Below are 11,898 nucleotides of genomic sequence, written 5' to 3'. Positions count from 1 at the left end.
CGGCAAATTCATAAAGTTTTGCCAGATACGAAACCTCAGATCGTCAAACTGATCGGGCTGGTGGAATATCTGAATGATCAGCAATTGACAGAGCTGTTACACGCGTTGCATCAAGTCATGGTTCCCGGCGGAACTCTGGTGACACATGGACTGGTTGACCCATACAACGGCAGTCCGTTTCTCAAACGCGTTTTCGGTTTGCAACATGTGAAACGCAACGCGGACGACATGCAGCAAATACTGAAATCGACCGGATTTCGCATAATCGATCAGGTGACAGAGCCGATGCAGATTTATCCCATTCTCACTGTGGTAAAAGAGTAACCGATTTAAAACGAATTTTGTCAATGAGATTTGTCCGTAAATCAACAGCCATGTTTGACAATCGGTGTTTTCTTGCCAGCTTTATCGATGGCGACATAAGTAAAATTTGCCTCAGTGACTTTGAAATACGGGCAATGAGAATCTTCATGTCTGAGCACCGGTTCGACCCAGACTTCCAGCTGCAATCTCATCGAAGTCGTTCCGATTTTTTCCACCGTGCCATAACAGCTCACCACATCTCCCACTTTGACCGGACGAATAAACTTCATGGACTCCACAGCAATCGTCACCGTGCGGGTTCCCGAAATTTCTTTTGATAAGATCCCGCCGGCAATGTCCATTTGCGACATGATCCAGCCGCCAAAAATATCGCCATTGGCATTCGTATCAGCGGGCATTGCCAACGTTCGCAGAATCAGTTTTCCATCGGGCAGACCGCAGATTTCTTCCATTGCCGTTCCATTCTGTTTGCAGTTGGGAAAGACGATGCCCTTCTGACTCAGACCAATGTGAATTTGGATGCCACAGTTTTCTTATGATACACGCGGCGGACGACCATTGTTTTTCGCCACATGTCCTCCCCAGACCAGCAGGTTTTTACTGCAATCGTCCCGATCGATGAGGACTTCAATCAGAGCCGGGCCATTATGCGAAACCGCCATTTTAATCGCCTCATCGAGTTCACCTTCCGTACCTGCCTTGCAACTCCAGCCATTACCATCTTCCGCATTAAAGACATTGACCAGTTCGGCGTAGTTCCAGTTTTTGATCGTGTTATAAGGACCATCATGAATTTCGACTTCGATGGTGTAACCGCGATTGTTAATCAGAAAGATGATCGGCTTCAGTCCGTAACGAATGATCGTCGAGACTTCCTGTGCCGTCAGTTGAAACGAGCCATCCCCAATCAGCGAAATCGGACGTCGATCCGGTGCGCCGACACTGTATCCCAACGTCGCACCGACCGACCAGCCGATAGAACCGTACTGCATCTGCACTTCAAAACGCGAACCTGTGGGCAGGTTGAGCTGGATCCCGTTAAACCAGGAATCTCCTGTTTCTGCAAGCACTGTCGAATCAGGCCCCAGCATCTGCTGAATCCGCGAAAACAGTTGCCGTGTCGAAAGCGGTGTTTCCGGGGTGCCGGGACGCAGTGGCGTGACCTCTTCCTGAATCCGTTTAAAGGCAATCATCGAAGCGTCATTCGGCTTCAACTTTGTCGCGAGTTGTTCCAGGAATTCGGTTAACTTGACGTTGCTGAAAGTCTGATTCGGAAAAACGACACTGTTCGGTCGCGCTTGAATAACCTTAGCAGGATTGATCAGTGCCGCATGGCCGGTGGTTGTGTAGTCGGTAAACGTCGGGCCGGCAAACAGGCAGAGGTCTGAAGAATCCACGATCTCACCACAGCCGGGCGAACCAACGGGGCCCCAGTAGGTTCCCATGTAATGCGGATGCTGCTCGTCAAAAAAGCCTTTGGCGTTCGGCATGCTGGCAATGGCATAACCTGACGCGTCTGCGAGTTTGTGAAAATTCGCTTCCGCTCCAAAAGACCGCAGTTTGACGCCCGATACCAGAACCGGTTTGACGGCGGCATTCAGTAATTCCGCGGCTCGTTCGACGGCTGCCTTGAGTGAAAGCGGATCGCTGGCGGTCGGGCCGCCGAACGATCGTACATTGGGTTTTGATGTGACGGCAGACGCGATGTTGCAGGCGATTTCAATATACACCGGTTTGCGAAAGCGGAGCGCTGTCTGAATCGCATGGTCGATTTGCGTGGGGGCTTCTCTCGGATCATGAATCGTAACGGCTTCCGCAGTCACTTTGGAAAAAATCTCTCGTTGATAATCATAATCGAGTAAACCGAGCGTATGATGTAACATTTCAAACTCGGCTTCCGAATTTGTATTCGGCCCACCTGAGACGGCGATCACCGGTAAATCTTCGGCATACGCCCCGGCGATTGCGTTGAGCAGGCTCAAGCCTCCCACGCTAAACGTCACGAACACGGCGCTCGCACCGCCTGTAGCCCGGGCATAACCGTCGGCGGCATATCCTGCGTTTAATTCATTGCAGCAGGAAATCATTTTCAGGTTTTTATTTTCCAGAAGCTTGTCCAGTAAGACAAGATTGTAATCTCCCGGAACGGCGAAATAGTGTTGTAAACCGATTTCTTCCAACCGGGAAGCCAGATACGAACCAACAGTGGTTGTACAATTATCAGACATGAAAGTTCCTTCTATCAATGAATTCGTATCATCCGGAGATGTCACAGGCTGTGTGATATCAATACTCTGGTTTCCACATGGTTTCTTCGATGCGCTCGTCAATTTCTTCCTGAGTGATTGAGTCAGCGACTCCCGCTTCGATGGCTGCCGCTACAACGGCCCGCGCAATTTTTTGGCCGACTTCTCGAATAATGGTCAAGGAAGGGAGCAGCGATGCAGTGGGATCTTGGAGCGCGGGCGAAGTTTCTTTCAATGCAGCCGCAGCTGCCATGAACATGGAATCGGTGACCCGTCGTGCCCGGGAAGCAAGGATGCCCAGCCCCATTGCCGGGAAAATATAACTGTTATTGCATTGCGCGATGGTGTGCGTGACCCCATTATATTCAACTGGATCAAACGGGCTCCCGGTGGCGATGACTGCATTGCCGTTCGTCCACTTCAATAAATCGGTGGGTGTTGCTTCTGCACGCGAAGTCGGGTTGGAGAGCGGGAAGATCACGGGCCGCTCGACATGTTTTGCCATCTCACGAATAATGGCTTCGGAAAATGCGCCGGCTTGCCCGGTGGCTCCGATCAACACACCCGGTTTACTGTTACGAACCACATCGGCGAAAGAAATCGCTCCCGAGACATCGCAGTCCCAGCCTTTCAGATTTTCCGGCAACTGGGCCAGTTGCAGATGTAACTTATCCAGATCAGTCCGGCCTGTGTGTAATAATCCATCGAAGTCAATCACATAGAAATGCGAACGCGCTTCCGGTTCGCTCATGCCGGTTTGCAGCATGGCCTGTTTTAGCTGCAGGCAAATTCCCACGCCGGCCGATCCGGCGCCCAGCATGACAATCCGTTGATTTTCGAGTTTCCCACCAGCGGCCGCAATTGCGGCTAAGATCGTGCCCGTCGTCACCGCCGCCGTTCCCTGAATGTCATCATTAAACGTACACAGATCATCGCGGTACTTTTCAATAATCCGTTCTGCATCCACAGAAGCAAAATCTTCCCACTGCAGCAGCACATGCGGAAACCGCTTCTTGACGGCATCCACGAACTGTTCAATAAATGCGTCGTACTCGGCGCCTTTGATTCGGTTTTCCCGCCAGCCGATGTAACGCGGGTCGTCCAGCCGTTCCTGATTATTCGTTCCCAGATCCAGCACAATCGGCAATGTTTTGGCGGGAGCAACTCCGCCGCAGAGTGTGTACAGTGATAATTTTCCGATCGGAATGCCCATGCCTCCGGCCCCCTGATCTCCCAGACCAAGGATGCGTTCGCCGTCTGTCACCACGATCACGTCAATGTCTCGTTCAATATTTTCAAAAATCGCATCCATCGATTCACGTTCGGGATACGAGATGAAAATCCCCCGCGGACGTCGGTAGATATGGCTGAAGCGTTCACAGGCCAGACCCACGACGGGCGTGTAAACGATGGGCATCATTTCAGTGATGTGTTCCAGCAGCAGGCGATAGAACAAGGTTTCGTTTTCATCCTGGAGCTGCCTGAGAAAAATATGCTTGTCGATATCAGTATGGAAATCGCAGAATGCTTCATACGACCGTGCCACCTGTTCTTCGAGCGTATCTACGTGGGGGGGCAGCAGTCCCAGCAGTCCATGCTTGATCCGTTCCTCCTGGGTAAAGGCAGTTCCCTTATTCAGGAGCGGGTCTTCGATCAGCAATGCCCCACGTTTTTCGATAGTAAATTCTTCTGTTGACCGTCCTGAATTCATGGTTTCGTGTCCCGATGTGAATATGACGTGGGTTGATGAAGAGTCGACTGCCGGCAGTCCCCTGCAGGTCCTCTGAAATCTGCCATAGAATAATGGAAAAGCGGTGAGTCTGTCGATGTGACTCTCGAGAAAGTGCGCGGATTCCCGGAAGCGGAATGTTTTCAGGCGGAAATACCGCGGAATTGGCGGGAAACAGGCGAAGTTTTTCATGCACTGCTTGCAACTCAGAATCAGATATCGTAAATATCAGTTGCTCTGGAAAGATCTGGTCTCTCTGGATGTCGTCAGTCGGATCACTCGCTTTTAACTTCAAAGTCTCCGGATAAATCGCCTTATGATACGCCAATTCAAACTCGCACTGGTGCAGGTTTCGCTGAATGGGCTGCCTGACCAGAACCTGTCAAAGTGTCTCGCGTGGGTTCGAATCGCCGCCGAGCAGGGGGGACAGGTCATCTGCCTGCCCGAGCTTTACAGTTCCTTTTATTTCTGCCAGAAGGAAACGACGAAATATTTTGAGTTCGCTGAGCCACTCTACGATAAATCGTTTACCGCCTTCAGCGAACTGGCGAAAGAACTGGGCGTGGTGATTATTGTTCCGTTCTTCGAAAAACGAGCCGAAGGCCTGTATCACAACAGCGCTTACATTATCGACGCGGATGGCAGTGAAGCGGGCCTGTATCGAAAGATGCATATTCCCGACGATCCCTGCTTTTATGAAAAGTTTTATTTCACACCCGGCGATCTCGGTTTCAAAGCCGTGCAGACCCAGTTCGGAAAAATTGGCACGTTGATCTGCTGGGATCAATGGTTCCCGGAAGGCGCACGGATCACGGCGCTGAGTGGTGCAAACGTGCTCGTTTATCCGACGGCTATCGGCTGGCATCCGCATGAAAAAGCCAAGTACGGTCCCAGACAGCACGATTCCTGGATGACGATTCAACGCAGTCACGCCATCGCAAATGGTACCTTCGTCGCTGCCGTCAACCGGGTCGGCTTCGAACAGCCGGAACCGGAACAGCCGGGTCTCGAATTCTGGGGATCTTCCTTTATCTGCGGCCCGCAGGGGGAAATTCTCGCGCAGGCCTCGGCTGATGAGGAAGAAATTCTGATTGCTGAGGTCAACCTGGATCTGATGGCGGAAGTCCGTCAGAACTGGCCTTTCCTGCGCGACCGCCGGATAGACGCGTATGGCAATATTCTCAAACTCTATCATGATGATTCTTCTCAATGAGCAACATCACCCGCAGACTGCCCGCCGAGTGGGAACCGCATCAGGCGACGCTACTCTCATTTCCCTTTAACGGCAATGACTGGCCCGGCAAGTACGACGTCATCAAATGGGCGTTCGTTGAAATGATTCGCAAGGTCGTAGAGTTCGAAAGCGTGCTGCTGGTCGTGAAGTCGGAAAGCCAGCAGCAAACTGTCGGCGCCATGCTCCGGCAGGCACACGCCGATACGAAACAGGTCAAGTACATTATTCAAAATACGAACCGCAGTTGGATGCGCGATTCCGGCCCGATTGTCGTGCAGCGGAGCGACGGTAAACGCGAGGCGCTGCAGTTTCGCTTTAACGGCTGGGCCAAGTATGCCAATCACCGACTGGACTGGAAAATCTCCGCAGCCGTCGCGACAGCCTTGAAGGTGCCTTTAACGGAAGTGCTTTATCAGGGGCGCCCCGTCGTTCTTGAAGGGGGTGCGATCGAAGTTAACGGCAAGGGGACCTTGATCACGACCGAAGAATGTCTGCTTGATCAAAAAACGCAGGTCCGTAATCCCGGTTTTACCAAACAGGATTATGCCACCATCTTCCAGGAATATCTGGGCGTGACGAATGTGATCTGGCTCGGCGAAGGCATCGAAGGGGACGACACGCACGGCCACGTCGATGACATCTGCCGCTTCGTGAATCCGACGACCGTGGTCGCCTGTGTGGAACCTAACAAAAAAGATATCAATCACCGCCGCCTGGAAAAAAATCTGGACCGTCTGAAACAGGCCCGTCTGGAAGAGGGCAGCAAACTGGAAGTCGTTCCCCTGCCGATGCCGGGTCGCCTCGATTTTGAAGACCTGCGGCTTCCCGCCAGCTATGTCAATTTCCTGGTAACCAATGGCTGTGTGCTGGTGCCGACGTTTAATGATCCGAACGACACAATTGCACTCGGCGTGCTCGGTGAACTCTTTCCCAACCGGCAAGTCATCGGCATTCACGCCGTCGATCTCGTCTGGGGACTGGGGACGCTGCACTGCCTGAGCCATGAGATCACGGCGGCGGCGAAAAAATAGCGATTCGGTCTTAGATTTTCAGGAATCGATTGAGTCTGGCCTTGATTGCGGGTACGATAAATAAGGATTGTTTATTTATCCGCTGATCACAGTTCCCTGCCATGACTCACACCACCCGCCTGAACTCCTGCTGCTAAGGTTACTATCATGAATCGACTGCCTTCGCTGATTGTTCTGTTCTCTGTTCTTATCGTTTCAGTGTTTGCTGAAGCGGCCGAAGACTTGAATGTGCTGCCCCCATTGAAAGGGGACGCAGCCGAATCCGGTTTGGTTTATCACGCGCTGCAGCAGCAGGCACATGCCGCATTTGCCAAACGCAAAGCCACCTATGAAGCGATCAAGACAACCGAAGATTGTGTCGCCTACCAGAAACAGATGAAAGAGTTCTTTCGCACTCAGGTCGGCGGCTTTCCTGAACGGACCCCATTGAACCCGCGCGTGATCGGGCACTTGAAAGGGGACGGTTTTCGCGTCGAAAATGTGATTTATGAAAGCTGGCCCGGTCATCACGTGACCGCCAACTTGTATCTGCCGAATACGAAGCCACCTTATCCAGGCGTGCTGGTTCCCTGCGGACACAGTCATGATGGCAAAGCCGCCGACGGATATCAGCGGGCCTGCATGCTGCTGGCCAAAAACGGGATGGCCGCACTCTGTTATGACCCCATCGGTCAGGGGGAGCGGTATCAGGTTCTTTCAAAAGAGCCGAATGAATTTTTCCGCGGCGGCAGTCGCTATCGTCCGCCTCATCCACGGGTGCAGTATTATTGTACGGCAGAGCACACGCTGATGACGGTCAGCTCGATTCCGCTGGGGAGCAATTCGGCCCGCTATCGGATCTGGGACGGGATGCGGAGCATCGATTATCTGGTCAGTCGACCGGACATTGATCCGAAACGCATCGGCTGTACGGGGAACTCGGGTGGCGGAACTCTGACCAGTTATATTATGGCCCTTGATGAGCGTGTGCAGTGTGCAGCGCCCGTCTGTTATTCAACCATGTTTCGGTATCTGGTTGATTTCAACGGACCTCAGGATGGGGAGCAGGTTATTTTCGGCCAACTCGCCTACGGGATGGACATTGCCGACTATACTTTAATGCGGGCTCCCAAACCAACGTTGATCTGTGCCGGCACGCACGACAGCACATTCAAAATTGACGGTACCTGGGAATTGTTCCGCGAAGCAAAACGCTTCTATACACGTATGGGATATGCGGAGCGGGTGGGTATCATCGAAGCCGACGCGCCGCATGGATTCACGATTCAATTACGTGAAGGGGCAGCCCGCTGGATGAATCGCTGGTTAATGCACAAAGAAAATCCGATCTTCGAAGGAGATCTACCGGTCTTTACCGATCAGGAACTGCAATGTTCGCAGTCGGGTCAGATTTTATTGGACGCCGGCGAGCGTTCGCTGTTTGAAATCAATGACAGCTTGAACCATCAGTTGGCAACAGAGCGGACCGAGCTGTGGAGCAGCGGGGATCTGAAAACGCTGCGTGACCGGGTCCGCGAGGTGAGTGGCATCGCGCAACTCGCCGAACTGCCTCGGCCGGAATTCAAAGAAGTCGGCACCATCCAACGTCCGGGGTATCAGATCACAAAACTGATTCTGAATCCCGCGCATGGTGTGCCTCTGCCGGCGCTGTTGTTTCAGCCTGAAAATCCGTCAGGAGAACTCGTCCTCTATCTGCAGGGAGAAGGAAAACAGATCGACGCCGGTGAAGGGGCCGCGATTGCAGAACGAGTGAAACTGGGGGATATCGTGCTGGCGGTAGACGTGCGCTGCATTGGCGAAACCTCGCGTAAAAACAATCGCAAGATCGGCTGGTCGCATGGCCTGCTCGGACCGAATTACCATGAATGGGCGCTGGCTTATCTGCTGGGTGATTCGATGGTCAAGTTGCGGTCGGAAGACATTCTGGTGGCGGCGAGATTTCTCTCGGAATATCAATCAAAAGCCAAGCCAGAAAAAGTGGAGTTGATTGCCATTGGTGAAACGGCGATCCCCGCACTCCATGCGGCGGCGCTCGAGCCGGATCAATTTTCAAAGATCAGTTTGAGCCGCATGATACCCTCCTGGGGGGAAGTCGTGAAAACGCCGGAAACTCAGAATCAGCTGATTAACACGGTGCATGGGGCGTTAAAAGTGTATGACTTGCCAGAACTGATCAAATTGGCTGGCGATTCCAAAGTCAAAGTCTCGCAGCCTGCGAGTGTGACAGCAGATCTGGCGGTGAAAGCGGACTGAGCTGATCTTGAGTTACTAAACAACTTTAAACAGCGGTTCCATTCAGGGAAGCACGCTGGACAAAGCCCGCTGCGCCCTTAATAATGAGATACCCCAATCTCATTTATTCCACTTTCTTACCGCTGCTGTGATCGGCGGTTTGCGCTCGATAGGAGATACGTTGATGCAATCGCTGACCCGTCGGATGGCTTTAAAATTGTTTGCCCTGGGAACCACGTTTTTTGGTCTCAAAAAAACGGAGACTCTGGAAGCAGCAGAACAGAACAAGGATTCATCCGTCATCGGTCGCTGGAACAAAACACATGACCGGGTCTGGCTGGGAGAAGAATTCTGGGCAAACCCGATGGAAGACTGGCGGATCTTGGACGGCGCCGCCGAATGCCAGACGACCGGAGGCGACCGTAATATTCAACTCGTTACGCATCAACTAACGAATGTTGACGCTCCTTTTGCAATGTCTGTTCGCGTGAGTCAGGTCGAAGTCAAACAGCAGGATGGCGGCGTTGGTTTTCGTGTGGGGGTAAAAAGCGATATCAATGAATATCGCAGCAACTGTTTCGCCAAAGGGGGCATCAAAGCAGGTGTGATTGACGGGACGCTGGTGCTGGGTAACAAACAGCAGAAGTTAAATAACCCGGTTGACATGAAAGACTGCGTATTGACGCTCACGGGAAAACCGGACGACGATAAATATTCACTGACGTTAACCGTTTCCAAAACGGAATCTGACAAACCGCTGGCAACACTCACACAAACATTTCCGGCACAGGCGGTGTTGGGAAATGTGGCGCTGGTCAGTAACTTTGATGCCCGCTTCAAACGCCTGATCGGTGCGCGGTATCGTTTCACCGACTGGTCGGTATCCGGCGACGCGTTCACGGTCTCTCCCGAACACAAGTTTGGTCCGATTTTGTGGTCCCAGTATTCGCTCAGCGATTCTCGCAGCGATGATGGTTTCGTGATGAAGATCAGCGCGCTGACAGGTCCCTTAGGCGAACAAGATAACAAGGACGTCGAACTGTTCATCAAGCAGGGGGATGCATGGAAATCGCTGGGAACCGCGGCACTCGACACTGACGCCTGGACCGCCACCTTTCGCATTCCCCACTGGAACGAAAAGGAAACAACGCCGTTCAAGCTGGTTTATCGGGAAAAGCAGACCGACGGGACAGAAACCATCGCCGAGCGGACTGGCATCATTCGTTCCAATCCCGAAGGTCGTCCTTTCAATCTGGGGGCGTTGACCTGTCAGAAGGATTACGGATTCCCTTATGAACCGGTGGCAAAGAACCTGCTGAAAGTCGATCCCGATCTGCTGTATTTCTCCGGCGATCAATTGTACGAAGATCATGGCGGCTTCGGCCTGATTCGTGATCCCGCCGAACCTGCCATTCTGAATTACCTCCGCAAATTCTACATGCACGGCTGGGCGTTTGGGGAAGCAATGCGCGATCGCCCCACGATTTGCATTCCTGACGACCACGATGTGTTCCAGGGAAATATCTGGGGAGAAGGAGGTATGCCGATGAAAGAGGGGACGACTTCTTCTAACGGCGGATATCGTGAACCGGCGCGGATGGTGAATGTCGTTCACAAAACCTGTGCCGCCCATCATCCTGATTTTTATGATCCTGCTCCCTGTAAGCAGGATATCAGTGTGTATTTTGGCGATCTGGTTTATGGTGGCGTGGGTTTTGCCATTCTGGGAGATCGGCAGTTCAAAAGTGGTCCGGAACACGTTGATACCGGTAGCGGCAGAGCAGACCATGTGACTGACCCCAATTTTGATACATCCAAACTGGATAAACCGGGCCTCGAACTGCTGGGCGAACGACAGGAGAAATTCCTCGAGCACTGGTGCGCTGACTGGCGGGGACACACGATTAAGGTCTTATTAAGTCAAACCGTCTTTTCCGGAGTCGCCACACATCATGGCGGTTTTAATGGTTATCTGAAAGCAGACCTCGACGCCGGCAGCTGGCCTCAGACGGCTCGCAATCGGACGGTACGTATGCTTCGCAAAGGGATGCCGCTGCATATCAACGGGGATCAGCATTTGACGACGCTTTCACAATACGGTGCCGACGCGCAGCGCGACGGTAGCTGGTCCTTCTGCACGCCGGCGATCTCCGCCGGTTATCCCCGCTGGTGGCGCCCCGACGAAGTTGGCATGCCTCATGAAAACCGTCCTCAGCATGGCTTGCCGAACACCGGAGAATATCTGGACGGCTTCGGGAACCAGGTCTATGTGTATGCAGTCGGCAATCCTGAGCCAGGTACGGAAAAGAACCGCTATGATCTGGCCCACCAGAAAGGGAGCGGCTTTGGCCTGGTTTTCATTGACCCCAAAGAGAAAACGTATACGATCCACTCCTACCGTTTTCAGATCGATGCCACCGATGGGAAAGCCTCGAACGAGTTTCCCGGTTGGCCCGTTGTCATTCATCAGAAAGAAAATGGCGGTGCAAACCAGCTACAGTAACCGAAAGCCGTAAGTAGACGTGTCTCATTTCCCACAACCCGCCGGTGCCAGGAGACGGAACGATGTTGAAGAACGTTTGTGTCTGTATTTTAACATTGCTGACGATGACTTCAATTTCGTTTGCGCAAACGCGCGAAGAAAAAGTTCTCCAGGATCGCGCGAAAGTCGAAGCGGGCGGGTATTGGATCTACAACGATCTGCAGCAAGGTTTCGCGCAGGCTGAGAAAACAAAGCAGCCGTTACTGGTTGTCCTGCGTTGCATTCCCTGCGAAGAATGTGTGAAGCTGGATGAGGAGCTGATGGAGAAAGATCAGGCGCTCAAACCGTTGATGGACCAGTTTGTGCGCGTGCGGCTGATTTCGACGAACGGTCTGGATCTGTCGCTGTTTCAGTATGATTACGATCAATCGTTCGCGGTCTTCATGCTGAATGCAGACCGCACGATTTACGGCCGGTTTGGCACACGTTCGCATCATACGCTCTGGTCGGAAGATGTTTCGATTGAAGCACTCGCCAAAGCGATGCAGGGCGCACTGGAATTACATGCGAAATTTGATGTTATCAAAGCCTCTCTCACAGGCAAACAGGGACTGAAACCC

At 52.6% G+C, this 11,898-nt stretch carries 9 protein-coding genes; 6 read left to right on the top strand and 3 right to left on the bottom strand.

Annotated features, from left to right (window positions below; all coding sequences use genetic code 11):
- The coding region (locus Q0294_RS02590; protein ID WP_299460625.1) for a hypothetical protein at positions 1–324 on the top strand (324 nt) is incomplete at its 5' end.
- Between the two features lie 41 nt (positions 325–365).
- Here the strand turns inward: Q0294_RS02590 and yciA are convergent.
- The 3 genes from yciA to Q0294_RS02575 all read right to left on the bottom strand — a co-directional run bounded on the left by yciA (position 366) and on the right by Q0294_RS02575 (position 4,281).
- Positions 366–776, bottom strand: a complete 411-nt coding sequence (yciA, locus tag Q0294_RS02585) for an acyl-CoA thioester hydrolase YciA (protein WP_299460623.1) — start codon at positions 774–776, stop codon at positions 366–368.
- An 81-nt stretch (positions 777–857) separates the two neighbouring features.
- On the bottom strand, positions 858–2,552 hold the full coding sequence (locus Q0294_RS02580; RefSeq protein WP_299460621.1) for a thiamine pyrophosphate-binding protein: 1,695 nt from the start codon (positions 2,550–2,552) through the stop codon (positions 858–860).
- A gap of 58 nt (positions 2,553–2,610) precedes the next feature.
- Positions 2,611–4,281: an NAD-dependent malic enzyme gene (locus tag Q0294_RS02575; RefSeq protein WP_299460619.1), complete on the bottom strand. Its 1,671-nt coding sequence runs from the start codon at positions 4,279–4,281 to the stop codon at positions 2,611–2,613.
- 334 nt (positions 4,282–4,615) lie between these two features.
- Between Q0294_RS02575 and Q0294_RS02570 the strand changes: the two genes are divergently transcribed.
- The 5 genes from Q0294_RS02570 to Q0294_RS02550 all read left to right on the top strand — a co-directional run.
- A complete protein-coding gene (locus Q0294_RS02570; protein ID WP_299460617.1) occupies positions 4,616–5,512 on the top strand; it encodes a carbon-nitrogen hydrolase in 897 nt (298 codons plus the stop codon).
- Positions 5,509–6,564, top strand: coding sequence for an agmatine/peptidylarginine deiminase (locus tag Q0294_RS02565; protein WP_299460615.1), 1,056 nt, complete (start codon positions 5,509–5,511; stop codon positions 6,562–6,564). Before Q0294_RS02570 ends, Q0294_RS02565 begins: the two co-directional genes overlap by 4 nt.
- Positions 6,565–6,711: 147 nt before the next feature.
- Positions 6,712–8,817, top strand: a complete 2,106-nt coding sequence (locus tag Q0294_RS02560) for a prolyl oligopeptidase family serine peptidase (protein ID WP_299460613.1) — start codon at positions 6,712–6,714, stop codon at positions 8,815–8,817.
- A 163-nt stretch (positions 8,818–8,980) separates the two neighbouring features.
- Positions 8,981–11,299: an alkaline phosphatase D family protein gene (locus Q0294_RS02555; protein WP_299460611.1), complete on the top strand. Its 2,319-nt coding sequence runs from the start codon at positions 8,981–8,983 to the stop codon at positions 11,297–11,299.
- A gap of 62 nt (positions 11,300–11,361) precedes the next feature.
- Positions 11,362–11,898, top strand: a 537-nt coding sequence (locus tag Q0294_RS02550) for a thioredoxin family protein (protein ID WP_299460609.1), incomplete at its 3' end; no start/stop codon positions are given.

This window comes from uncultured Gimesia sp., from assembly GCF_937919775.1.
Taxonomy (GTDB): Bacteria; Planctomycetota; Planctomycetia; order Planctomycetales; family Planctomycetaceae; genus Gimesia.
This window is presented reverse-complemented; position numbering and strand designations above follow the sequence as displayed.